At 71.4% G+C, this 23,457-nt stretch carries 25 protein-coding genes and 1 riboswitch; of the genes, 12 read left to right on the forward strand and 13 right to left on the reverse strand.

The window, feature by feature from the left end; all coding sequences use genetic code 11:
- Both ACFYZA_RS00535 and bioB read right to left on the reverse strand, forming a co-directional pair.
- Positions 1–1,290 (reverse strand): adenosylmethionine--8-amino-7-oxononanoate transaminase, encoded by a 1,290-nt coding sequence (locus ACFYZA_RS00535; RefSeq protein WP_382587356.1) that lies wholly within the window; start codon positions 1,288–1,290, stop codon positions 1–3.
- Positions 1,283–2,512 carry a biotin synthase BioB gene (gene bioB / locus ACFYZA_RS00540; RefSeq protein ID WP_388485943.1) on the reverse strand — a complete coding sequence of 410 codons (1,230 nt, stop codon included), beginning with the start codon at positions 2,510–2,512 and terminating at the stop codon, positions 1,283–1,285. Before bioB ends, ACFYZA_RS00535 begins: the two co-directional genes overlap by 8 nt.
- Positions 2,513–2,657: 145 nt before the next feature.
- Here bioB and ACFYZA_RS00545 point away from each other — a divergent pair, with 145 nt between their 5' ends.
- Positions 2,658–3,800, forward strand: a complete 1,143-nt coding sequence (locus ACFYZA_RS00545; protein ID WP_388485945.1) for an 8-amino-7-oxononanoate synthase — start codon at positions 2,658–2,660, stop codon at positions 3,798–3,800.
- Positions 3,801–3,807: 7 nt separating this feature from the next.
- Here the strand turns inward: ACFYZA_RS00545 and ACFYZA_RS00550 are convergent, their stop codons facing one another.
- Positions 3,808–4,032, reverse strand: coding sequence for a DUF397 domain-containing protein (locus ACFYZA_RS00550; protein WP_388485948.1), 225 nt, complete (start codon positions 4,030–4,032; stop codon positions 3,808–3,810).
- 20 nt (positions 4,033–4,052) lie between these two features.
- Entirely contained in the window at positions 4,053–4,916 is an 864-nt protein-coding gene (locus tag ACFYZA_RS00555) for a helix-turn-helix domain-containing protein (RefSeq protein WP_388485950.1), read from the reverse strand.
- Between the two features lie 234 nt (positions 4,917–5,150).
- Here ACFYZA_RS00555 and ACFYZA_RS00560 point away from each other — a divergent pair, with 234 nt between their 5' ends.
- On the forward strand, positions 5,151–5,588 hold the full coding sequence (locus ACFYZA_RS00560) for an ATP-binding protein (protein ID WP_382587370.1): 438 nt from the start codon (positions 5,151–5,153) through the stop codon (positions 5,586–5,588).
- A gap of 66 nt (positions 5,589–5,654) precedes the next feature.
- Here ACFYZA_RS00560 and ACFYZA_RS00565 read toward each other — a convergent pair whose 3' ends face one another.
- The 3 genes from ACFYZA_RS00565 to ACFYZA_RS00575 form a co-directional block, all read right to left on the reverse strand.
- On the reverse strand, positions 5,655–6,128 hold the full coding sequence (locus ACFYZA_RS00565) for a C40 family peptidase (protein ID WP_388485953.1): 474 nt from the start codon (positions 6,126–6,128) through the stop codon (positions 5,655–5,657).
- 4 nt (positions 6,129–6,132) lie between these two features.
- Positions 6,133–6,328: riboswitch (cyclic di-AMP (ydaO/yuaA leader) on the reverse strand.
- A 325-nt stretch (positions 6,329–6,653) separates the two neighbouring features.
- Positions 6,654–6,962 (reverse strand): hypothetical protein, encoded by a 309-nt coding sequence (locus ACFYZA_RS00570; protein ID WP_382587377.1) that lies wholly within the window; start codon positions 6,960–6,962, stop codon positions 6,654–6,656.
- Between the two features lie 6 nt (positions 6,963–6,968).
- Entirely contained in the window at positions 6,969–7,598 is a 630-nt protein-coding gene (locus tag ACFYZA_RS00575) for an ATP-dependent Clp protease proteolytic subunit (RefSeq protein WP_382587380.1), read from the reverse strand.
- A 261-nt stretch (positions 7,599–7,859) separates the two neighbouring features.
- Between ACFYZA_RS00575 and ACFYZA_RS00580 the strand changes: the two genes are divergently transcribed.
- The 9 genes from ACFYZA_RS00580 to ACFYZA_RS00620 all read left to right on the forward strand — a co-directional run bounded on the left by ACFYZA_RS00580 (position 7,860) and on the right by ACFYZA_RS00620 (position 15,563).
- The gene (locus ACFYZA_RS00580) at positions 7,860–8,552 is read left to right on the forward strand and encodes a lysophospholipid acyltransferase family protein (protein ID WP_382587383.1); all 693 of its coding nucleotides are present in this window, start codon (positions 7,860–7,862) and stop codon (positions 8,550–8,552) included.
- 147 nt (positions 8,553–8,699) lie between these two features.
- Complete coding sequence (locus tag ACFYZA_RS00585) at positions 8,700–8,975, forward strand: type II toxin-antitoxin system Phd/YefM family antitoxin (protein WP_382587386.1); 276 nt, start codon at positions 8,700–8,702, stop codon at positions 8,973–8,975.
- A 315-nt stretch (positions 8,976–9,290) separates the two neighbouring features.
- On the forward strand, positions 9,291–9,593 hold the full coding sequence (locus ACFYZA_RS00590; protein WP_328314175.1) for an urease subunit gamma: 303 nt from the start codon (positions 9,291–9,293) through the stop codon (positions 9,591–9,593).
- A gap of 14 nt (positions 9,594–9,607) precedes the next feature.
- Positions 9,608–9,919, forward strand: a complete 312-nt coding sequence (locus ACFYZA_RS00595; RefSeq protein WP_382587390.1) for an urease subunit beta — start codon at positions 9,608–9,610, stop codon at positions 9,917–9,919.
- Positions 9,912–11,633 carry an urease subunit alpha gene (locus ACFYZA_RS00600; protein ID WP_382587393.1) on the forward strand — a complete coding sequence of 574 codons (1,722 nt, stop codon included), beginning with the start codon at positions 9,912–9,914 and terminating at the stop codon, positions 11,631–11,633. The genes ACFYZA_RS00595 and ACFYZA_RS00600 overlap by 8 nt, the downstream gene beginning before the upstream one ends.
- Before the next feature lie 14 nt (positions 11,634–11,647).
- A complete protein-coding gene (locus tag ACFYZA_RS00605; protein WP_382587396.1) occupies positions 11,648–12,322 on the forward strand; it encodes an urease accessory protein UreF in 675 nt (224 codons plus the stop codon).
- Positions 12,323–12,400: 78 nt separating this feature from the next.
- Positions 12,401–13,078 carry an urease accessory protein UreG gene (ureG, locus tag ACFYZA_RS00610; protein WP_388485957.1) on the forward strand — a complete coding sequence of 226 codons (678 nt, stop codon included), beginning with the start codon at positions 12,401–12,403 and terminating at the stop codon, positions 13,076–13,078.
- Positions 13,066–13,833, forward strand: a complete 768-nt coding sequence (locus ACFYZA_RS00615) for an urease accessory protein UreD (RefSeq protein ID WP_388485959.1) — start codon at positions 13,066–13,068, stop codon at positions 13,831–13,833. Before ureG ends, ACFYZA_RS00615 begins: the two co-directional genes overlap by 13 nt.
- Before the next feature lie 206 nt (positions 13,834–14,039).
- Entirely contained in the window at positions 14,040–15,563 is a 1,524-nt protein-coding gene (locus ACFYZA_RS00620) for an alpha/beta hydrolase (protein WP_382587471.1), read from the forward strand.
- A 104-nt stretch (positions 15,564–15,667) separates the two neighbouring features.
- On the opposite strand, the gene ACFYZA_RS00625 is transcribed toward ACFYZA_RS00620, so the two are convergent.
- Together ACFYZA_RS00625 and ACFYZA_RS00630 are read right to left on the reverse strand one after the other, a co-directional pair.
- The gene (locus ACFYZA_RS00625; protein ID WP_382587406.1) at positions 15,668–16,705 is read right to left on the reverse strand and encodes an NAD-dependent epimerase/dehydratase family protein; all 1,038 of its coding nucleotides are present in this window, start codon (positions 16,703–16,705) and stop codon (positions 15,668–15,670) included.
- A gap of 105 nt (positions 16,706–16,810) precedes the next feature.
- Entirely contained in the window at positions 16,811–17,512 is a 702-nt protein-coding gene (locus tag ACFYZA_RS00630) for a lysophospholipid acyltransferase family protein (protein ID WP_382587474.1), read from the reverse strand.
- Positions 17,513–17,717: 205 nt separating this feature from the next.
- Between ACFYZA_RS00630 and ACFYZA_RS00635 the strand changes: the two genes are divergently transcribed.
- On the forward strand, positions 17,718–20,138 hold the full coding sequence (locus ACFYZA_RS00635) for a polysaccharide lyase 8 family protein (protein ID WP_388485961.1): 2,421 nt from the start codon (positions 17,718–17,720) through the stop codon (positions 20,136–20,138).
- Positions 20,139–20,171: 33 nt separating this feature from the next.
- On the opposite strand, the gene ACFYZA_RS00640 is transcribed toward ACFYZA_RS00635, so the two are convergent.
- From ACFYZA_RS00640 to ACFYZA_RS00655, 4 genes are all read right to left on the reverse strand, one after another.
- Complete coding sequence (locus ACFYZA_RS00640; RefSeq protein WP_382587412.1) at positions 20,172–20,333, reverse strand: hypothetical protein; 162 nt, start codon at positions 20,331–20,333, stop codon at positions 20,172–20,174.
- 63 nt (positions 20,334–20,396) lie between these two features.
- Positions 20,397–21,356 carry a cytochrome c oxidase assembly protein gene (locus tag ACFYZA_RS00645; protein WP_388485962.1) on the reverse strand — a complete coding sequence of 320 codons (960 nt, stop codon included), beginning with the start codon at positions 21,354–21,356 and terminating at the stop codon, positions 20,397–20,399.
- 122 nt (positions 21,357–21,478) lie between these two features.
- A complete protein-coding gene (locus tag ACFYZA_RS00650) occupies positions 21,479–22,504 on the reverse strand; it encodes a 6-phosphofructokinase (protein WP_382587418.1) in 1,026 nt (341 codons plus the stop codon).
- A gap of 218 nt (positions 22,505–22,722) precedes the next feature.
- Positions 22,723–23,451, reverse strand: coding sequence for a type 1 glutamine amidotransferase (locus ACFYZA_RS00655; protein ID WP_053724188.1), 729 nt, complete (start codon positions 23,449–23,451; stop codon positions 22,723–22,725).
- Positions 23,452–23,457 lie beyond the last annotated feature (6 nt).

A 23,457-nucleotide genomic window follows, 5' to 3' on the forward strand; every position in this document is an offset into this window, starting at 1 on the left:
TCAGCCCTCCCGCGCCGCCGCGCACACCGCTCGGCAGATGCGCGCCAGATCGTCGTCGCCCGTCACATAGGGCGGCATCGTGTAGACCAGGTCCCGGAACGGGCGCAGCCACACGCCCTCGCGCACGGCCGCCGCGGTCGCCGCCTTCACGTCCACCTCGTGGTCCAGCTGCACGACGCCGATCGCGCCGAGCACCCGCACCTCCCGTACGCCCTCGATCGCCCGGGCCGCGCCGAGCCCGTCGAGCAGCCCGGCCTCGATGCGCCTGACCTCGCCCAGCCAGTCCTGGCCGAGCAGCAGATCGATCGAGGCGAGCGCCACCGAGGCGGCCAGCGGATTGCCCATGAACGTCGGCCCGTGCGCGAGCACCGGGACCTCGCCCGAGGAGATGCCCTCGGCGACCCGGCTGGTGCACAGCGTCGCCGCCATCGACAGATAGCCGCCGGTCAGCGCCTTGCCGACGCACATGACGTCCGGTGAGAGCGCCGCGTGGTCCGCCGCGAACAGCGCACCGGTGCGGCCGAAGCCGGAGGCGATCTCGTCGAACACGAGCAGCACGCCGTACTCGTCACAGGCCTCGCGCAGCACCCGCAGATACTCCGGCGCGTGGAAGCGCATACCGCCCGCGCCCTGCACGACCGGCTCCACGATCACCGCGGCCACCTCGTCGGCGTGCCGTGCGACCGCCTCGCGCAGCTCGCGCGCGTACGCCTCGTCGAACACGGCCGGCGGGGCGTCCACGAACACCTGCTTGGGCAGCGCGCCCTGCCACAGCTCGTGCATCCCGCCCTCGGGGTCGCACACCGACATCGGCTGCCAGGTGTCGCCGTGGTAGCCGCCGCGCCAGGTGAGCAGGCGCTGCTTGCGCGGCTGTCCGACCGAGCGCCAGTACTGCAGGCACATCTTCACGGCCACCTCGACCGAGACCGAACCCGAGTCGCTGAGGAAGACGTGCTGGAGCGGTTCGGGAGTGATCTCGACGAGCCGGGCGGCGAGCCGGACGGCGGGCTCGTGCGTGAGCCCGCCGAACATGACGTGGCTCATCCGGTCCAGCTGGGCACGCACCGCCTCGTTGAGCACCGGGTGGTTGTAGCCGTGCACGGCCGACCACCAGGACGCCATCCCGTCGATCAACTCGCGCTGCCCGTGTGCCGGTTCGGCGAGCCGGAGCCGCACGCCCGACGCCGACTCGACCAGGAGCTGCTCCTGCCGGTTGGGCATCGGGCCGTACGGGTGCCAGACGTGCCGGCGGTCCAGTTCGAGCAGGTCCGCGGGGGAGTGCTCAGGCATTGGGCGCGAGGTCCGTTCCGGCACCCCGGCGGCGCACCGCGACCAGGTCCGTGCGCGCCTGGTCGGCGGGCACCTGCTCGGGCACCTCGGGCACCTCGGGCGCGCCGTGGCCGCCGCAGGGCCCGCAGCCGCCGCCCTCGTGGGAGCCGCAGCCGCTGTCCTCGTGCGAGCCGCAGCCCGCCGGGCCCGTGCCGCAGCCCGAGGCGGCGAGCGCGTCGGCGCGGTGGCGCGGCAGGGTCGTGGTGCCGGCGCCCTCCACCTCGAACCCGGCGTCCGCGATCATGTCGAGGTCGGCCTGTCCGGCCTGGCCCTCACTGGTGAGGTAGTCGCCCAGGAAGATCGAGTTGACCAGGTTCAGGGCGAGCGGCTGCATCGAGCGCAGATGCACCTCGCGGCCGCCGGCGAGCCGCACCTCGACGTCCGGGCACACGAACCGGGTCATGGCGAGGATGCGCAGGCAGCGCTGCGGGGTGAGGTTCCACTCCTTGGCGAGCGGAGTGCCCTCGAACGGGATCAGGAAGTTCACCGGCACCGAGTCCGGGTCCAGCTCGCGCAGCGAGAAGACGACGTCCACCAGGTCCTCGTCGGACTCGCCCATGCCCGCGATCAGCCCCGAGCAGGCCGAAAGACCCGCGTCGTGCGCCTTGGTCACGGTGTCCACGCGGTCCTGGTAGGTGTGCGTGGTCGTGATGTCCCCGTACGTCGCCTCGGACGTGTTCAGGTTGTGGTTGTACGCGTCCGCGCCGGCCGCCCGCAGCCGCTCGGCCTGGCCGTCGGAGAGCAGCCCGAGGCACGCGCAGACCTCGACGCCCTCGTTCTGCTCCTTGATCGCCTCGATGGTCTCGGAGACCCGGGCGATGTCGCGGTCCGTGGGGCCGCGGCCGCTGGCCACCAGGCAGACCCGCTTCGCGCCGCCCGCCACGCCCGCGGCCGCCGCCTTCGAGGCCTCGTCGGGCTTGAGCCAGGTGTACTTGAGGATGTCGGCCTTGGAGCCGAGCCGCTGGGAGCAGTACGAACAGTCCTCGGGGCACAGGCCCGACTTCAGGTTGACCAGATAGTTCAGCTTCACCCGGCGGCCGAACCACTGGCGGCGCACCTTGCCGGCCGCGGCCACCACATCGAGCAGTTCGTCGTCGGAGGTCGCCAGTACGGCGAGTGCCTCTTCGCGGGTCGGCAGTTCGCGCCGCAACCCCTTGTCCACCAGCGTGTTCAGCAGGTCCATGGCGCCGATCTTCGCGCACGGCACCGCCCCTGGCCAAGGTAGGGATCCCACAACACAGCCCGTTTGAGGTGTGTGTATCGCCACACCATGACCGGGCATGGCACCGGCTAGGGTCTGTCGGCAGCCTACAAAAAGGGACTCCACCATGCCGCGAGCGCCGTTCGACTGGATCGACGCAGAATCGGAGCGCCGCGAGCGCGCCGGTCTGGTCCGCACGCTGCGGCCGCGCGCCGCCGGCCAGGACCTCCTGGACCTGGCGAGCAACGACTACCTGGGCCTCACCCGGCACCCCGAGGTCATCGCGGGCGCGGCCGGCGCCGCCCAGCGCTGGGGCGCGGGCGCCACCGGCTCGCGCCTGGTCACGGGCACCACCGCGCTGCACGCGGAACTGGAGCGCGAACTGGCCGATTTCTGCGGCTTCGAGGCCGCCCTCGTCTTCTCCTCCGGGTACGCGGCGAACCTGGCGGCCCTCACCGCGCTCGGTCCGCACGGCTCGCTGATCGTCTCCGACGCGGGCAACCACGCCTCCATCGTGGACGGCTGCCGTCTCGCCCGGGCCCGCACCGAGGTCGTCCCGCACGCCGAACCCGAGGCCGTCCGCAAGGCCCTGGACGCCCACGGCGGGCCCGGGCTCGTCGTATCGGACTCGGTGTTCTCGGTGGACGGGGACGCCGCGCCGCTGCTCCAACTGGCCGCCTTCTGCCGGGAGTTCGGGGCCGCGCTGGTCGTGGACGACGCACACGGGCTCGGTGTCCTCGGCGAGGGCGGACGCGGCGCGCCGCATGCCGCCGGGCTCGCGGGCGCCGGCGACACGGTCGCCACCGTCACCCTGTCCAAGTCCCTCGGCAGCCAGGGCGGCGCGGTCCTCGGCCCGGCCCGGGTCATCCGTCACCTGGTGAACGCGGCCCGCACCTTCATCTTCGACACGGGCCTCGCCCCGGCGGCCGCCGGCGGGGCGCTGGCGGCCCTTCGACTGCTGCGCCGGGAGCCGGAGTTGGCGGGCCGGGCCCGTGCCGTCGCGGCCGAGCTGCACGCCAGGATCACCGCCGCCGGACACCTGGCGGTACGCCCCGACGCCGCGGTGGTCTCCGTGCGGGCTCCCTCACCCGAGGCCGCGGTGGCCTGGGCCGCCGACTGCCGGGCGGCCGGGCTCGTGGTGGGCTGCTTCCGTCCGCCGTCGGTGCCGGACGGCATCTCGCGGATCAGGCTGACCGCCCGGGCGGATCTGACGGAAAGCCAGATCGACATGGCGGTGGGCACGGTCCTCAGGACCGCGCCCACGGCGTGACGAACCGTCAACTCGACTGCGTGACAGTGGAGATGAAGCGTTGCCAGGCGGGTGCGCCGAAGAGCAGCGCGGGCCCGTCGATCCGTTGGGAGTCGCGTACGGCAAGCAGCTCGCCATTGAGCCGGGCCGTCTCGACACAGTTGTTCATGCCCACGCTGCGGCTGCTGCGCCGCCAGGTGGCACCGGTGAGGGACGTACTGGAAGGAACTTGCGCAGGGCGTGCGGACATCATGCCTCCCCACTCGCCGGGAACTAGCCCGGTCCTTCCCGGGCCGTTCTGGCGATGAGATCCGACGATTCCTCGGAGGAAAGCGCGAGTGCCTGGACGGTCTTGAACGCGGCACTGTACGCCTCAAGGTCTTCTCTCCGCTCGAGATAGAGGCTACTCGTCAAGTGGTCGATAACAACCACATCCAGATCGGAAATGGCCGGAAAGGAAAACATAATGAAAGGCCCGGTGAGGCCGACATAGCCGCCGTGCTGGAAGGGGATGACCTGTAACCGCACGTGCGGCAGCGAGGCCACCTCCAGCAGGTGCCACAACTGCTCCCGCATGGCCTCCCGGCCGCCCACCCGCCGGCGCAGCACCGCCTCGTCCAGGACCGCGCTGAGCATCAGCGGCGGATCCCCGCGCAGCACCTCCTGGCGCGCGATCCGCACCTCCACGAGCGTGTCCACCTTGTCCGGCGGAAGTCCGCCGAGCGCGGCCCGCGTCACCGCCCGCGCGTACGCCGGTGTCTGCAACAGGCCGGGCACCACCGAGGTCTCCAGGGTGCGCGCCGAACGCGCCTGCGACTCCAGGCTGATGAAGTCGCGGTACTGCGGCGGCAGCAGACCCCGGTACGCGTGCGCCCAGTCGACCCCGCCGCTGCCCGCCGAGTCGGCCAATGCCTCAAGGAGCGCCCGGAGTTGGGGGTCGCCGACCCCGTACGCGTCGAGCAGCCGGGCCACGTCCGCGGGCTTCGCACCGCTGCGTCCGGTCTCGATCCGGCTCACCTTCGACTGGTGCCAGCCGACCAGGGACGCCGCCGCCCCGCTCGTGAGCCCCGTGCCGTCCCGCAGCTTGCGCAGTTCCTCGCCGAGCTTGCGCCTGCGCACCGCCGGTCCATGCCCCATGGCCGCCTCCTTCGCCTCCGGCGATGGGTAAGTGTGAGCCCAAATACGCTCTGCCGTCGGACAGTTCACCGCTTTGAGCGACAGATATATGCATATCTTGGTGGATCGCACCCGAGACCGGCACGATGAGTGGCACTCTGGCGCGAAGCACAATCCGAGGCCGTAGTCGTCTTCGCGAGCGCTCATCCGCCACGAGTCAACAATCGGCCCGGGTGGGAAAGGGAAAGCGTCGCCATGGCAGACCACCTCGAAGCAACCGTCACTCTGCCGAGCGCTCCCGCCTCGGTCTCCGCGGCACGGCGGTACGTCGCCGGGATCCTCACGGACTGGGGCCTGCCCTCCGATGCCGAGGCCGCCGACACGGTCCGGCTCATCGTGTCGGAACTCGCCACCAACGCGGTTCAGCACACCTTCGGCCAGTCGCCCACCTTCACCGTCGACATCCATCTGGAGCGCGAGGCGGAGTTGCGGATCGGCGTCACCGACAGCCACCCGCGCTGGCCGAAACGATTGCCCGCGGCCGTCCAGCAGGACAACGGCCGGGGCATGGTGATCATCCGCTGGCTCGCGGCCGAGTCCGGCGGCCGGCTCTCGGTCGCGCCCACGGCGGACGGCGGCAAGACGGTCTGGATCGCCCTGCCGTGGACCGCGTCGGTCCAGAGCGGCCAGTAGGCCCACGGGGCGCGCCTGAGCCTCCCCGGGGCGTCGGACGCGTGCCGGGGACGGGCCGACGGGGTGTCAGCCCACCCGCCCGTACCAGACGGTGTTGCTCCAGATCCGTTCCAGACGGACCACGGCACCGGTCTTGGGGGAGTGCCAGATCCGGCCGTTCCCGGCGTAGATCCCCACGTGGTAGACGCTGCCTCCGGAGTGGAAGAACACCAGGTCCCCGGCCTTGCGGGAGGACGCGGTGACGTGCCGGGAGCTGTTGTACTGCTGCTGCGCCGAGCGGGGCAGCTTGCGGCCCGCCTGCTTGAACGAGTACAGCGTGAGCCCCGAGCAGTCGAAGCGAGAGGGCCCCGAGGCGCCGAACTGATAGGGCGATCCCTTCTTCGAGGCGGCCACATGGAGCGCCCGGGCGGCCACGGCCGCGGCGTTGGCCTCGGACGTGCTGCCCGGGGCCAGCGTCGTCCCGCCCGTGACGGCGAGAGCGAGCGCACAGACGGTGCCGAGCCGGACCGTCAGGGACGGGACGTGTGTCTGCGCAGTCATGCGCAACCCTTCGTCAAACCGCCTGCGAAGGATGACCTGTCGGGTTCGGACTGGCGAAGATGCCCGGCCGCGCGAACGGCTTCACCCCGAGGGACGGCCGTGGTCCGGCCGCCCCGAAGAAATCGGGTCCTCCACTCCTGCCGGTCCACTCCTGTCGACCAGACGTCCGGAACGGCGGCAGGACTCGGCGTCCGCCCGGACCGCCCCGCCGCGGTGGCGGGGGCTTGTCGTCTCAGGGATCTTCACGCACCGACTGTCGGATTTACCGCCCAAAACGGGTTTCTGTGAGGCTCCTCACGAGTGCCCCATTCGGGTGGACAGGGGCGGATGGACGCTCCTCCGAACGGGGTTGACGAGCCTCTTACCTGCGACGGAAGGATCGTTTCAGCACAGGAGCCACAGGCCATAAGCGACTCATAAGGGTCAGTGAAAAGGGCCTCCGGTGAGCCGAACGGGGGTAGCCCGTTTGGTTCGTTTCGCCCGTTACTTGAGCGCGTCGGGTACCCCCGGCGCCACTCGGCCTCCTCACATCGTCGACTGCGGGGGCACCGTGAGGCGGCCCGCGCGTCGCTCACCGTCCAGCACGCGCAGCGCCCGCGTCAGCGTCTGAGCGTGCACCCGCGACTCGCCGCGCGCGTGCATCAGCGTGAGCGCGTCCTTGAGCGAGGCCGCCCGGCCGACCAGGGCCTGGGCCGCCCGCAGGGCCGCGTAGGTGTCATGGCCGTGCGCCGGGTTGATCCGGCCGAGCAGGTCGACCACCGCGAGATAGGAGTCGATGAACTCGGACTCGGCGCGCGTGAGCGCCGGCAGCGGCGGAAGTTCCGGTGGCAGCACGGCACTTCACCTGCCGCGCAGCGACGTCTTGCGGCTTTCGAGCACATGGTCGGCCAGCCCGTACGCCACGGCGCCCGCGGCGTCGAAGACCACGTCCCGCTCGATGTCGGCGGCCACCCGCTCGGGGTCCTTGCCGGTGTACTGGGCGAGCAGCTCCGTCAACAGGGCCCGGCCGCGCAGGATTTCGGCCGCGTGGATCTCCAGGTCGGAGGGCTGGCCGCGCATCGGCTCCTCGATGGAGGGCTGCTGGAGGAGCACCCGGGAGGCGGGCTGCACGGCCCGCTTGCCGGGGGTCCCGGCCGCGAGCAGCACCGCCGCAACCGAGCTCACCTGGCCCAGACAGAACGTCTGCACATCACAGCCCACGAACCGCATCGTGTCGTGGATCGCGGTCATCGCGGTGAGCGAGCCACCGGGGGAGTTGATGTACAGCGAGATGTCCCGGTCCGGGTCCGCGTGCTCCAGGTGCATGAACTGGGCCATCACATCGTTGGCCGACGCGTCGTCGACCGGGGTGCCGAGAAAGACGATCCGCTCCTCGAAGAGCTTGGAGTACGGATCGAGCGTGCGGGTGCCGAGGGCGGTGCGCTCCTCGAACTGCGGGAGTACATGGCGGGCGGCAGGGCGGTGGTTCATGACGTACCTCTCCTCGACCGGGGGACCGGAAGGCCTCTTGAGAAACGTACAGGACGTACAGAACGCACAGATAGAGGCGTCGTCGCTTCTTGCGAGAAGGGGCAGGTCGGAGGGTGTTTCGCTGTGAGCGAGCGGGAGATTCGCGCCGTTACGGGGCCCGGCTGACGACCCGGGCTGGCTCATTAGGCGCTCTCCCCGCGCATCCCCCGGATGGCTAGCGTGCGTCGGCGCGGGGGTCACCTGGGGAGAGGGCTCACTGAAGTGTTCTATTTCGCATTCCGTCTCGTGCTGCTGCCGCTGCTGCGGTGGCTGTTCCGCCCGAGCGTCGAGGGGGCCGGGCGGGTACCCGAGGCAGGTGCGGTGATCCTCGCGGGGAATCACCAGTCGTTCACCGATCAGTTCCTGCTCGGCGTGACGCTGCGGCGCCGGCTCACCTTCCTGGCGAAGCAGGAGTACTTCACCGCGCCGGGCCTCACGGGCCGGGCGACGGCCGCGTTCTTCCGCGCGCTCGGCCAGATCCCGGTCGACCGCTCCGGCAAGGACGCGGCCCGGGCGGCGATCGACACCGCGCTCCAAGTCCTGGACGGGGAAGGGGTGTTGGGGGTCTTCCCGGAGGGGACGCGCTCGCACGACGGGCGCCTCTACAAGGGCAAGGTCGGGGTCGCGGCCATGGCGCTGCGCTCCGGCGCCCCGGTGGTGCCGGTCGCGATCATCGGTACGTTCGAGGCGCAGCCGAAGGGGCGCAGGCTGCCCCGGCGCGTACCGGTCACCCTCCGGTTCGGGGAGCCCCTGGACTTCTCGCGCTACGCCGGGATGGAGGACGAGCGCCTGGTGCTGCGGGCCGTGACGGACGAGATCATGTACGCGGTGCAGAGGCTGTCCGAGCAGGAGTACGTGGACGTATACGCGGTCGAGGCCAGGACGGCGTGGGAAGCGGGCGCCGCGGCCGCCTGAGGCCCGCGCGCCGGACGGCGGGCCCCGAGTGGCGGCCCGCCTGTCGGCGCGATACCGGCAAGATCCGGAGATGCGCCTCTGACCTGCGCACTTGCCGTCCCGCGCTGATCTCGTCGGCCCCGTCGGGCGGCGTCTAAGCTGGACGGCATGGCCTACGAGATTCCGGTGACGCAAGCCCGCGCAGAGCTCGCGGAGCTGATCAACCGCGTGGTGTACGGCGGGGAGCGGGTCGTGGTGACGCGGCACGGAAAGCCGCTCGTCGCCCTGGTGTCCGCCGCCGACCTGGAGAAACTGGAGGCCGAGCCGGAGGAGCAGGTGATCACGTCCCTGTCCTCCGTGCGCCATCTGCCGGCCGCCCCGCCCGCCGAACCCCGGCGCTTCGGGATCGCCGCGGAGCACCGGGACCCGCGCATCGGGGACTGAGGACGGGAGTGCGGGGTGCGAGGGGCGCATGAGGCGCGTGTGGGTGCCCTATACACGCACTGACCCCGCTTCGGCGCCCTTTTAATGATCATGGCTTTCTAAAGTGTCAGTTAACGCGCCGGAAAAACTTGCGCCCTAACGTGCAATGGCTGGCCAAGGGGCCGGGAGATGGTCCTCAACAGGATGTTGAAGTCGGATACGGTTCCGCTGCGTTCGGGCGGAAGGTGCCGGTCCGGTCGGTCTCCGCCCCGGACGCTCGCTGGGCCCGTCCACGGCTGTCCGTGGCGGGAAGGGCACGAGTGTGAGGTGGAAAGCGTGCAACTGACGCCGCACGAGCAGGAACGGCTGCTCATCCATGTAGCCGCGGACGTGGCAGAGAAGCGCAGGGCCCGCGGGGTGAAGCTCAACCACCCCGAATCCGTCGCACTGATCACCTCGCACATCCTCGAAGGCGCTCGCGACGGCCGCACCGTCGCCGAACTCATGGCGTCCGGACGGAAGTTGCTCTCCCGCGACGACGTCATGCCGGGCATCCCGGAGATGATCCACGACGTCCAGGTCGAGGCGACCTTCCCCGACGGCACCAAGCTCGTCACCGTCCACGAACCGATCGTCTGACGGGGGAGACCGCCGTGATTCCCGGAGAGATCCTCTTCGCCGAGGACCCCATCGCCCTCAACGAGGGCCGCCCGATCGTGCGGATGACCGTACTCAACGCCGCCGACCGGCCCGTCCAGGTCGGCTCCCACTACCACTTCGCCGAGGCCAATCCGGGCCTCGACTTCGACCGTACGGTTGCCCGGGGCAAGCGACTCAACATCGCCGCGGGCACCGCCGTCCGCTTCGAACCCGGCATTCCCGTAGACGTAGAGCTCGTCCCCCTGGCCGGCCGGCGCATCGTGCCCGGGCTGCGCGGCGAGACCGGAGGCTCCCTCGATGACTGACCTCGACCGTGCCGTCTACGCCGACCTTTTCGGCCCCACCACCGGCGACCGCATCCGGCTCGCCGACACCGCACTCCTCGTCGAGATCGAGGAGGACCGCTCGGGCGGTCCCGGACGGTCGGGCGACGAGGCGGTGTTCGGCGGCGGCAAGGTGATCCGCGAATCCATGGGGCAGGCGCGCACCACCCGCGCCGAAGGCGCGCCCGACACCGTTGTCACCGGCGCCGTGATCATCGACCACTGGGGCATCGTCAAGGCGGACGTGGGCATCCGTGACGGACGGATCACCGGGATCGGCAAGGCCGGCAACCCCGACACCATGGACGGCGTCCACCCCGACCTCGTCATCGGCCCCGAGACCGAGATCATCGCGGGCAACGGGAAGATCCTCACCGCGGGAGCCGTCGACACCCACGTCCACTTCATCTCGCCCACCCTCATCGACCAGGCGCTGTCCTCGGGCATCACCACCCTGGTCGGCGGCGGCACCGGGCCCGCCGAGGGCACCAAGGCCACCACCATCACGCCGGGCCCCTGGCACCTGGCCCGCATGTTCGCCGCGCTGGAGAACGCGCCCGTCAACATCGGGCTGCTCGGCAAGGGCAACACCATGTCGCGCGAGGCCATGCACTCCCAACTGCGCGGCGGCGCACTCGGGTTCAAGATTCACGAGGACTGGGGCGCGACCCCCGCCGTCATCGACGCCTGCCTGAGCGTCTGCGACGAGACCGGCGCCCAACTCGCCATCCACACCGACACGTTGAACGAGGCCGGCTTCGTCGGCGACACCCTCGCCGCCATCGCGGGCCGCTCGATCCACGCGTACCACACCGAGGGCGCGGGCGGCGGGCACGCGCCCGACATCATCACCGTCGTCTCGCAGCCCAACGTGCTGCCCAGCTCCACCAACCCGACCCGGCCGCACACCGTCAACACCATCGAGGAACACCTCGACATGCTGATGGTGTGCCACCACCTCAACCCGGCGGTGCCGGAGGACCTGGCGTTCGCCGAGTCCCGCATCCGGCCCTCCACCATCGCCGCCGAGGACTACCTGCACGACCTCGGCGCCATCTCGATCATCTCCTCCGACTCCCAGGCGATGGGCCGGATCGGCGAGGTCGTGCTGCGCACCTGGCAGACCGCGCACGTCATGAAGGTGCGCCGGGGCGCGCTCGCCGGTGACGGACGGGCCGACAACCACCGGGTGCGGCGCTATGTCGCCAAGTACACGATCAACCCGGCGGTCGCCCAGGGCCTGGACCGCGAGATCGGCTCGGTCGAGTCCGGCAAGCTCGCCGACCTCGTGCTGTGGGAGCCCGCGTTCTTCGGCGTCAAGCCGCAGCTCGTCATCAAGGGCGGCCAGATCGCGTACGCGCAGATGGGCGACGCGAACGCGTCGATCCCCACCCCGCAGCCGGTCCTGCCGCGCCCCATGTTCGGCGCGCTCGGCAAGGCGCCCGCCGCCAACTCCCTCAACTTCGTGTCGCAGGCGGCACTGGAGGACGGGCTGCCCGAACGGCTCGGTCTGGACAAGCGGTTCGTGGCCATCGAGAACACCCGCCGGGTGAGCAAGGCGGACATGCGCGAGAACGACGCGCTGCCGGACGTCCGGGTCGACCCGGACACGTTCACCGTGACCATCGACGGGGACGTGGTGGAGCCCGCTCCGGCCGCCGAACTGCCCATGGCCCAGCGGTACTTCCTCTTCTGACGGGCTGTCATCACATGAGTCGCGCTGCCCTGCTCGTCCTCGCCGACGGCCGCTTCCCCGCCGGGGGCCATGCCCACTCCGGCGGTGCCGAGGCGGCCGTCAAGGCGGGCCGCATCCGCACCGCCGCCGACCTCGCGGAGTTCTGCCGGGGCCGGCTGCACACCGCGGGCCGCACCGCCGCCGGGCTCGCGGCGGCGGCCGCCGCGGGCCTCGACCCCCTCCTCCTGGACGAGGCGGCCGACGCCCGCACCCCGTCTCCCGCCCTGCGGGCCACCGCCCGCAAGCTCGGCCGCCAGATGATGCGGGCGGCCCGTGCCACCTGGCCGTCCGCCGAACTCGACGCGCTGGCCGCGGCCCGGCCGCGCGGCGCCCACCAGCCCATCGTGCTCGGCCTCGCCGCCCGTGCGGCCGGGCTCGGGCCCGAGGACGCGGGGCACTGCGTGGCGTACGAGGCGGTGAGCGGGCCGGCCACGGCGGTCGTCCGGCTGCTGAGCCTCGACCCGTTCGACGCGACGGGCGTCCTCGCCCGGCTCGCGCCGGAGCTGGACGCGGTGGCCCGCCAGGCCGCCCTCGCCGCGGCGGAGGCGGTCCTCGACGGGGTCGACGCGCTGCCCGCGGCGTCGGCCCCGCTCCTGGACGTCATGGCCGAGGCACATGCGGCCTGGCCGGTACGGCTGTTCGCGTCCTAGGAGGCGCGGCCCCGTCAGGGAGCCCCGACCCCCGACCCCCGTTCGCGCCCCAAGGCGCACACTCGACCTGGAGACCCCATGCACCTCGACCACTCCCACGAAGGCCCCGCCCCCGTCAGCGCCGACGCCCACCGGCCCGACGGCCGCCGCAGGGCGTTGCGCGTCGGACTCGGGGGGCCCGTCGGGTCCGGGAAGACCGCCACCGTCGCCGCACTCTGCCGGGCCCTGCGCGACCAGCTCTCCATCGCCGTCGTCACCAACGATATCTACACCCGCGAGGACGCCGCGTTCCTGCTGCGCAACGCCGTGCTGCCGCCCGAGCGGATCCAGGCCGTGGAGACGGGCGCCTGCCCGCACACCGCCATCCGGGACGACATCTCCGCCAACCTCGAAGCCGTCGAGGACCTGGAGGACACGGTCGGACCGCTCGATCTGATCCTCGTCGAGTCCGGCGGCGACAATCTCACAGCCACCTTCTCCAAGGGTCTCGTCGACGCCCAGATCTTCGTCATCGACGTGGCCGGCGGTGACGACATCCCGCGCAAGGGCGGCCCGGGGGTCACCACCGCCGATCTGCTGGTGATCAACAAGACCGACCTCGCGCCCTACGTCGGCTCCGACCTGGCGCGGATGGCCCGGGACGCGAAGGAGCAGCGGGACGAACTTCCCGTCGTCTTCCAGTCGTTGAGGTCCGACGAGGGCGTCGCCCAGGTCGCCGGCTGGGTGCGGGAGCAGCTCGCGGCATGGGCGGCCTGACCCTCGGCGCGCGCGGGGTGCGCGCCACCGCCCGTATCGTCGCCACCCCCGAAGGCCTGCCCGTACTGGAGGGCGAGGGCCCGCTGGCGCTGCGCCGCACCCGGGCCGGCGGCCCCTACCACCGGGTCACCGTCGTCGGCGCGATGAGCGCACCGCTGGGCGGCGACCGGATCGCCGTCGAGGCCGAGGCGCGCGACGGGGCGAGGCTGCACGTCGACTCGGCGGCCGCCACCATCGCGCTGCCCGGCCGGGACGGCGAGCGCGCCCACTACGACGTACGGCTCACCGTCGGCGAGGGCGCCGAACTGCGCTGGCTGCCCGAGCAGCTCATCTCGGCGGGCGGCAGCGACCTCGCCCTGCGCACCCGCATCGACCTCGCGCCCGGCGCCCGGCTGGTCTTCCGCGAGGAGCAGGTGCTCGGACGGCACGGCGAGCCGCCCGGCACCCTCGTCAGCCGCCTCACCGTGCACCGCGCGGGCCGCCCGCTCCTCGACCAGGAGCTGGCCCACGGGCCGGGGGCGCCCGGCGGCTGGGACGGGGCGGCGGTGCTCGGCGGGCACCGCGCGGCGGGCCAACTGCTCGTCGTCGACCCGGAGTTCGCCGACCGTCCGGCCGAGCCGCGGCTGCTCGGCGACCACGCCGTACTGACCCCGCTCGCCGGGCCCGCGCTGCTCGTCACGGCCGTCGCGCCGGACGCCCGGCTGCTGCGCCACACCCTCGACGACGCCCTGCGAAGCCACCTCGCGACACGCTGACCGCTCAGCGGAACACCGCGCACCGGCTATCGGTTCGGTAAAAAAACACCTGTACGGCCTGTGCACAGTGGGCTCACAGACGAAAGGATCCCCCGACAGGCCCAAACGGAGCGCTGAGACTGACAGCGCACTTCAGCAGGGGGAGGTACCACTTGAGACGCACCGCAGTGCTCGGCTCGGCCGGCACACTGATCGCGGGCACGCTGATGGTGGGCGCGATAGCGGCTCCGGTCGCCAACGCCGACAACCGCGACCACGGTTGGTCCGAGGCGCGTGGCGCGCAGGTCGCTGCCGACAGGGCGGCCAAGCAGGGCATCAACTGGACGGACTGTCCCACGGACTGGGCGATCGCCAAGCCCATCCAGTGCGGCTACGTCAGCGTTCCGCTCGACTACAGCCGGCCCAACGGCAAGCAGATCAAGCTCGCCGTCGACCGCATCGGCAGCACCGGCACCAAGGCCGAGCGCCAGGGTGCCCTCGTCTACAACCCGGGCGGCCCCGGCGGCTCGGGCATGCAGTTCCCCACCCGGGTGACCAAGAAGAACCCGCTCTGGACGAACACCTCGAAGGCGTACGACTTCGTGGGCTTCGACCCGCGCGGCGTGGGCCACTCCACGCCGATCTCGTGCGTGGACCCGCAGGAGTACGCCAAGGGCCCCAAGGCCGACCCGGTGCCGAGCAGCGAGGCCGACAAGCGCGCCCAGCGCAAGCTCGCCGCCGAGTACGCGGACGGCTGTGCCGAGCGCAGCGGCTGGATGCTGCCGTACATGACCACGCCGAACACCGCCCGCGACATGGACGTCATCCGTGCCGCGCTCGGTGAGAAGAAGCTCAACTACCTGGGCGTCTCCTACGGCACCTACCTGGGCGCGGTCTACGGCACGCTGTTCCCCTCGCACGTCCGCCGCATGATCGTGGACAGCGTGGTCAACCCGGACCAGGACAACATCTGGTACCAGGCCAACCTGGAGCAGGACGTCGCCTTCCAGGCCCGCTGGAACGAGTGGGAGGACTGGGTCGCCAAGTACGACGCCAAGTTCCACCTCGGCACCACCCGGGCGCAGGTCGAGGCGCAGTGGCTGAAGCTGCGCGCCGACGCCAAGAAGAGCCCGCTCGACGGCAAGGTCGGCCCGGCCGAGCTGCTCGGGTTCTTCCAGAAGGCCCCCTACTACGACTCGTACTGGGTGCCGGTCGCCCAGGCGCTCAGCGCCTACGCCGCCGGTAACAGCAAGCCGGTCGTCGCGGCCGCCGCGTCCGACATGACGGACATCGCGGGCAACATCGCCTCCGAGAACGGCAACGCGGTCTACACGGCCGTCGAGTGCGCGGACGCCAAGTGGCCGACCAGCTGGCGCAAGTGGGACCGGGACAACACCCGTCTGAACAAGGACTATCCGTTCCTGACCTGGTCCAACGCCTGGATGAACCTGCCGTGTGCCACCTGGCCCACCAAGCAGCACAACCCCATCGAGGTCAAGACCGGCAAGGGCCTCCCGCAGGTCCTGATCGTGCAGTCCACCAATGACGCCGCCACCCCGTTCCACGGTGCCGTCGAGCTGCACAAGGCCTTCAAGAACTCGCGTCTCGTCATCGAGAAGGGCGCCGGTTCGCACGGTGTGACCGGTCTCGTCAACCCGTGCATCAACTCGCGCGTGGACGACTACCTGCTCACCGGCAAGACCGACAAGGCCGACTACACGTGCACCCCGCACGCGACGCCCGTTCCGTAGGCGGTAGTTGAGCTCACTGGTTGAGTGAGGGGGCGGCCGGGAGTGCTCCGGCCGCCCCTTTCCCTCGCGCCTCGCGTCCGGTCGCGGACGCCCCGGCGGTGCCGTTACGCCCGTCCCGCAAGCCACGCGTCCTCGGCCGCGTAGTCGAACAGGCCGACGGCGGCGTAGTTCCTGGCCATGGCCGGGAACGCCTCGCTCCACTCCCGGCCCCGCAACTGCCCGGCCAGCCACTCGACCGTGGCCGGCAGCGACTCCACGTACCCCGTCACCGGGCGGTAGCCCAGCTCCCGCTCGGCCGCCGTCATGTCGTACACGATCGGATGCGGGGTGCTCCACGGCGTGCTGCCGATCCTGCCCTGCGGTGCCGGCCCGTCCACGAGGACGAGCTCGCCGCTCACGCCGAGGACCGCGTCGACGGCCGTGGCGATCTCGGCGACAGTCGGGGCCTCGCCGTCCGCCGCGTTCAGAACGCGGTCGCCGGGGCGGTGTGCGGCCAGCCTGATCAGCTCCGCGATGTTGGACACGTGCGCGGGGTGGAACCGGCTCTCGCCGTTGTACGCGAGCACCCGCACCGGGCGCCCGTCCAACGCCCTCTTCACGAAGTACAGTTCGCGCGGTGTCCGGCCGTACGGGCCGTGGACCGCCCCCGCGCGCAGCAGCGTGGAGGGGATCGGGGAGCCGAGCAGCTCCTGTTCGAGGGCGATCTTCCGGGTGCCGTACGTCGCCCCGCCGGGGGCGACCGTGGCCAGCGACTCCGGGATCGGCACCGGATAGCGGGGCGAGCCGTCGGGCTCGCCCTGGGTGTCGAAGCTGCGGCCCCTGTCGTCCTCGTACACCGCGCCGCTGGAGATCACCACCGCCGACCCGATCCGGCCGGCGAGCGCGGTCAGCTGCCGTGCGTGGTCCTGCCCGTACGCCACCATGTCGACCACGACGTCGGCGCCGTCCCCGAGGGCCGCGGCGAGCGCGGCGCCGTCCTCGCGGTCGAGCCGGACCCGCCGCACCTCCCCGGGCCAGCCGTCGTCCCCGCCGCCGCCTCGTGAGGCGGCCCGCACCTGCCAGCCGTCCTCGGCGAGCGCGCGCACGGCGACCCGCCCGATCTGTCCCGTGGCGCCGATGACGAACGCTGTTCCCTTGCTCATGGACCGGACGCTACGCCCGCGCCGATCACGGCGGCCAGAGCGTTTCGCCCTGCGCGGATCCGCCCACGGCCGAGCGCTCCGGGGAACTTCCGGGCCCGTCCGGCCTCAGCTGATGAGGCCCCTGAACCGGCGCGACTCCTCCGCCTTCACATCGGCCGCGTACCGGTCCACGTACTCCTGGCCCGACAACTCCATGACCTTGTACGTGATTTCGTCGGTGACCGCCCGCAGGATGGCCTTCTCGCCCTCCATCCCCGCGTAGCGGGAGAAGTCGAGCGGCTCGCCGAAGCGGATCGAGACCCGCTTGATCTTCGGCACCACCTGGCCGGGCGGCTGGATCTCGAAGGTGCCGACCATGGCGCACGGGATCACCGGAGCCCCGCTCCGGATGGCCATCACCGCGACGCCCACCTTGCCCTTGTACAGCTTCCCGTCGGGCGAGCGGGTGCCCTCCGGGTAGATGCCGAGCAGCTCGTCCTTGGCGAGCACCCCGAGCCCCTCCCGGATCGCGGCCTTCCCCGCCTCCTTGCCGGACCGGTCCACCGGGATCTGCCCGACCGCCCGGAAGAACGCGGCGGTCAGCCGGCCCTTGATGCCGGGCCCGGTGAAGTACTCCTGCTTGGCGAGGAAGGTGATGCGCCGCTTCAGCATCACCGGCATCAGGAAGTGGTCCGAGAAGGAGAGGTGATTGCCGGCGACGATCGCCGGGCCCTCCTCGGGGATGTGCTCGAGTCCTTCCAGCCGGGGCCGGAACAGCAGTCTCAACAGGGGCCCCAGAACTGCGTACTTGAGGATGTAGTAGAGCACCCGCGAGCTCCTCACCATGCAGAAGGGTGGCCAGTGTAGGGCGAGGTCCGGGCCGCTGTAACCACCGTCGACCGGCCCGGCGGCGGATCGATCAATCGATCATTTGTGCGCGAGTTCTTGAGCGAACGAAGTGCGGCGTGTACAAACCGTTCACGTCGCCGTGTGAACCCTCCCTCCCCTTCCCCCTCTCCGGGCTGGAGTCCCCATGACCGCTCCCTGGTCCCGCCGTGGCTTTCTGTACGCGACGGGCGCCTCGGCCCTCGCCCTGGGGACCGTCGGCGCCCCGCGGGCGGGCGCCGCCGACGCCTACGACGCGCTGCGCGCCACCTGGCGCACGCTGATCCTCGGATCCGGCTTCGCCCCCACCGCCGAGCCGTTCAGGTCCAGGCTCGCCGACCTCGGCACCTCGGCCGCCTCGCTCCACGCCACCATGGCCCCGTCGAACGGATCGCTGTGGCCCGACGCCGGGTACGCCGACCCCGATCCGGACACCGACCAGGAGTCGTTCGGCTACTCGGCCAGGATGAACGACAGCTACAACCGGCTGCGCACCATGGCCGAGGCCTACAGCCAGCCGGGCACCGGCCTGACCGGCGACGGCGGCCTCGCCACGGCCATCGTCACCGGCCTCGACCACCTGCACGCCGACGTCTACAACGAGAACAGGGCCACCTACGGCAACTGGTACAACTGGCAGATCGGCGCCCCCCAGGCGCTGCTCGACATCTGCGTCCTGCTGTACGACCACCTCACCTCGGCCCAACTTGCCAGCTATCTCAAGGCAGTTGACCACTTCGTGCCGGACAGTGCGGTCGCCGTCTACGCCGGCACCAGCACCGGCGCCAACCGCGTCGACCTCTGCCGGGTGCTCGCCCTGCGCGGCGCCCTCGGCAAGAGCTCCGCGAAGCTCTCCCTGGCCGCGAGCGCGCTGTCACCGGTCTTCCCGTACGTGACCGGGGGAGACGGGCTCTACGCGGACGGCTCCTTCGTCCAGCACACCTACGTGCCGTACACCGCCTCCTACGGCTCGGTGATGCTCGGCGGCCTCGGGATGCTGTTCGCCCTGCTCGCCGGTTCCGCCTGGGCGGTCTCGGACCCGGCCCGGCAGATCGTCTTCGACGCGGTCGAGAACGCCTGGGCCCCCTTCCTCTACAACGGACTCGCGATGGACGGCGTCGCCGGGCGGGCCATCAGCCGGGGCGTCTCGGCGGGCGACCCGGCGGCCCGCCAGCAGGACGACCATGTGCGCGGCCACTCGATCCTCGCCTCGATCGTGCTGCTCGGCCAAGGCGCCTCCAGCGCCGAGAACGCGCGCTGGCGGGGGCTCGTCAAGGGCTGGCTGCGGCGCGACTACTACAGCCCCGCGCTGAGCGACGGCTTTCTCACCGTCCCCAACCTCGCTCTGCTCAAGGGAGTTGACGACGACAGCGCGCTCCCCGCGATCGCCGAACCCGTCGGCCACCGGCTCTTCACCCAGATGGCCCGGGCCACCCACCGCCGCCCCACCTGGGCCGCCTCGATCAGCATGGCCGACAAGCGGATCACGTACTACGAGACCGGCAACGGCGAGAACCTGCACGGCTGGCACACCGGCTCCGGAATGCTGTACTGGTGGGGCGACACCTACGCCAACGGGCAGTACAGCGACGCCTTCTGGCCCACCGTGGACCCCTACCGGCTGCCCGGCACCACCGCCTCGCGCAAAACCCTCGCGGACGCGGCGGGCGGCGACTGGGGAGCGTCCCGGCCCGATGTGAACTGGGTGGGCGGCGCCACCGACGGGCAGCGGGCCTCGATCGGCCAGTACCTCAAGGGGCTCCAGAGCACCCTCGTCGCCAAGAAGTCCTGGTTCTGCCTCGACGACGCGATCGTGTGCCTCGGCGCGGGCATCACCTGCCGGGACGGCGCCGCCGTCGAGTCGACCGTCGACAACCGCAACCTCGGCCCGACCGGCGCCGCCGCCCTGACCGTCGACGGTGTCGTCCAGCCGTCCGCCTACCCCTGGTCGGCGACCCTGACCGGCGCCTCCTGGGCCCACCTCGCGGGTCACGCAGGCTACGTCTTCCCCGGCCGGGCGACCGTACGGGCCAGCCGCGAGGAGCGCACCGGACACTGGAGCGACCTCAACAAGGGCAGCGCCACGACACCGGTCAGCCGCCGCTACCTCACCCTGTGGGCCGACCACGGCACCGACCCGTCCGGCGCCGGATACGCCTACGTCCTGATGCCGGGCGCCTCAGCGGCCCAGACCGCGGCACGCGCCGCCGCCGCGGGCTGGCCCACCGTCCTGGCCAACACCGACAGCCAGCAGGGCGTCGCGGTGCCCGCGCTCGGCTTCACCGGGGTCAACTTCTGGCTCGGCGGCACCGTCGGCGCGCTCACCGCCAGTGCCCCGTGCGCGGTGATGATCAGCGAGCGCGGCGACGGGACCGCCGTGATCTGTGTCAGCGACCCCATGCGCGCGCGGACGTCGCTCACCCTCACCTGGAGGCGGGCCGTCGCCTCGGTGGTCGCGCGGCCGGCCACCCTCACCGGCGCGACCACCGGAGCGTCGCTCGGCCTCACCTTCGGTGACCTCAGCGGCACCGGGGGAGCGACCCAGCAGACCGTCGTACGGCTCGGCTGACCGCGCGGGGCCCGCCCGGCCGCGTGCGGCGGCTCAGGTGCTGCGTGACGTCGCGGCCGTCCCGATCGCGGTGAGCCCGAGCACCACCCAGCCGAACCACAGCCAGCCGCTGCTGCCGAGCGCCACCGTGTACGCCGTGACCACCACCAGCATCACCAGGGTGAGCACCATCATCGACTTCGTCGAACGGGGCATCGCGTCCCCTTCCTCCCGGCAGGTGCCGTGAGGACCATGGTCCCCCCGCGACGGGGCCCGGCGCTACTGGCCGCGCGTGTTCAGCGAGGCGAGATAGGCGTTGTAGGCCTGAAGTTCCCGGTCGCCGTCGCGGTCGGCGGCGCGGTCGGTGCGCCGGGCCTGGCGCTTCTCCGTGGCGTACCACTGGAAGACCAGGGCGATCAGGACGAGCACGGAGGGGATCTCGCTGAACGCCCAGGCGATGCCGCCCGCCGCCTGCTGGTCGGTGAGCGCGTCGATGCCCAGCGAGGAGGGCGGATTCTTGTACGTGCCGATCATGGGCTCGCTGGCCATCATCAGGGCGATGCCGAAGAAGGCGTGGAAGGGCATGCCGGCGAAGAGCTCCAGCATCCGCATCACATAGCCGGGCCGGTGCGGCCCGGGGTCCACGCCCATGATCGGCCAGAAGAAGACGAGGCCGACCGCGAGGAAGTGGACCATCATCGCGATGTGCCCGGTCCTGGACTCCATCAGGAAGTCGAAGATCGGCGTGAAGTAGAGCCCGTACAGGCTCGCGATGAACAGCGGGATGGTGAACGCCGGGTGCGTGATGATCTTCATGTACCGGCTGTGCAGCAGCATCAGGAGCAGCTCGCGCGGACCCTTGCGGCCGCGCGTCGCGGACACCGGCAGCGCGCGCAGCGCGAGGGTGATCGGTGCGCCGAGCAGCAGCAGGATGGGCGACAGCATGCTGATCACCATGTGCTGCACCATGTGCACGCTGAACATGACCATGCCGTAGTCGTTCAGCTTGGTGCACATGACGAACGCGATGGTCAGGACGCCCACGGTCCAGAAGACCATCCGGCTGACCGGCCAGCTGTCACCGCGCCTGCGGAGCCGGACCACACCCCACGCGTACAGGGCGAGCCCGAGCAGGCACCCGATGAGGAAGAAGGAGTCCGCCGACCATTCGAGGCCCCGCGCCAGCGTGAACGGCGGCAGGTCCATATTCATGTCCATGCCGTGCCCGCTGTGATCCATCCGCTGACTCCTGATTCGTACCGGTTGTCCCGCACCAGACTAGAACCGCCCCCGGCCGGCGATGCGGGCGGGGGCGGTTCATTGCGTACAAAACAATCCGGAAGCGACCGGAGCGGCGGAGGCTAGAGGACGCACTCCGCTTCGGCGTACCGCTCGGCCGGGACGGTCTTCAGGGTGGCCGTCGCCTCGGCGAGCGGGACCATGACGATGTCGGTGCCGCGCAGCGCGGTGAGCATCCCGAACTCGCCGCGGTGGACGGCCTCTACGGCGTGCCAGCCGAAACGGGTGGCGAGCACCCGGTCGTAGGCGGTCGGCGTGCCGCCGCGCTGGACGTGCCCGAGGATGACCGGCCGGGCCTCCTTGTCGAGGCGCTGCTCCAGCTCGATGGAGAGCTGACGGGCGACGCCGGCGAAGCGCTCGTGGCCGTAGACGTCGGTGCCGCCCACGTCGAACTGCATCGAGCCCTCGCGCGGCTTGGCGCCCTCGGCGACGACCACGATCGCGAACTTCTTGCCCGCCGAGAAGCGCCGGCCGACCAGTTCGGTCAGCTCGTCGATGTCGAAGGGGCGCTCGGGCACGACGATGGCGTGCGCGCCGGCGGCCATGCCCGAGTGCAGGGCGATCCAGCCGGTGTGCCGGCCCATGACCTCGACGATCAGCACGCGCTGGTGCGATTCGGCGGTGGTCTTCAGACGGTCCAGGGCCTCGGTCGCCACGCCCACAGCCGTGTCGAAGCCGAAGGTGACATCGGTCGAGGCGATGTCGTTGTCGATGGTCTTCGGCACGCCGACGATGGGAAGCCCGGCCTCGGACAGCAGGGTCGCGGCCTTCAGAGTGCCCTCGCCGCCGATCGGGATGATCGCGTCGAGGCCCAGCTCGGCGACATGGCCCTTGGCGCGCTCCACGCCGTCGCGCAGATGCGCGGGCTGGACGCGGGAGGAGCCGAGGATGGTGCCGCCACGGGCGAGGATGCCGCCGACCGCGTCGAGGTCGAGCTTGCGGTAGTCGGCCTCGAGCAGACCCCGCCAGCCGTCGTGGAAACCGATGACCTCGTCGCCGTGGTCGACCACCGCACGGTGCACGACGGATCGGATGACGGCGTTCAGGCCGGGGCAGTCGCCGCCGGAGGTGAGCACACCAATTCGCATTGCCCGGAGAACCTTTGCAACGTGGGCCGACGACCGGACCACGTCGTCCGGTTGGATCCCCGTCACCCTACCGGCGCAGGGTGACGGGGCCGAATCGGAGGTCCGACTGATGGACGTAGTACGAACGTACGAACCGTCGGCCGCCCGGAACGAGGTGTCGCCCTTGCCCGATTCGCGCGTTGCGCGGCTGCCTGTGCGTCAGCCGGGGTGCGTGCGCGTCAGGCCGGCTGCGTCGCCGAAGCGATGCGCTCCGCGCGCAGCGCCTCGTACCAGCGGTCGTCGGTCGGCGGCAGCGCGTTCACGTCGAGCGCCAGCTTGAGCAGCATGTCCGCGATCTGCGGATTGCGCGCCAGGACGGGGCCGTGCATGTACGTGCCGAACACGGTGTCGTTGTACGCGCCCTCGGTGCCGTCGCCGGTGCCGTTGCCCTTGCCCAGGCGCACCCGGGCGAACGGGCGGGCCGTCGGGCCGAGGTGGGTGACGCCCTGGTGGTTCTCGAACCCGGTCAGCTGGGGCAGGCCGAGCCGCTCGTCGATGTCGCCGAGCACGTCGCCGACACAGCGCTCGCCCTCGCCGCGGGTCGAGATGACGTCGAGCAGTCCGAGGCCCGGCTCGCGCTCACCGAGGTCGTTGATGAACTCGTGGCCGAGGATCTGGTACCCGGCACAGACCGAGAAGATGATCGCGCCGTTGGAGGCGGCGCGGCTCAACCCGGTGTCGCGGCGCAGCCGCTCGGCCGCGAGCCGCTGCGGCCGGTCCTCGCCGCCGCCGATGAGGTAGATGTCACCGGAGGTCGGGATCGGCTGGTCGCTGCGGACGTCGAGCCGGTGCACGTCCAGGCCGCGCTGGCGCGCCCGGCGCTCCACGACCAGGGCGTTGCCCTGGTCGCCGTAGGTGCTCAGCAGGTCGGGGTAGACCCACACGAGGCGCAGGCTGTTGTCTGCCATGTCGCT

It is taken from the genome of Streptomyces sp. NPDC001828 (assembly GCF_042892175.1).
Lineage (GTDB): Bacteria > Actinomycetota > Actinomycetes > Streptomycetales > Streptomycetaceae > Streptomyces.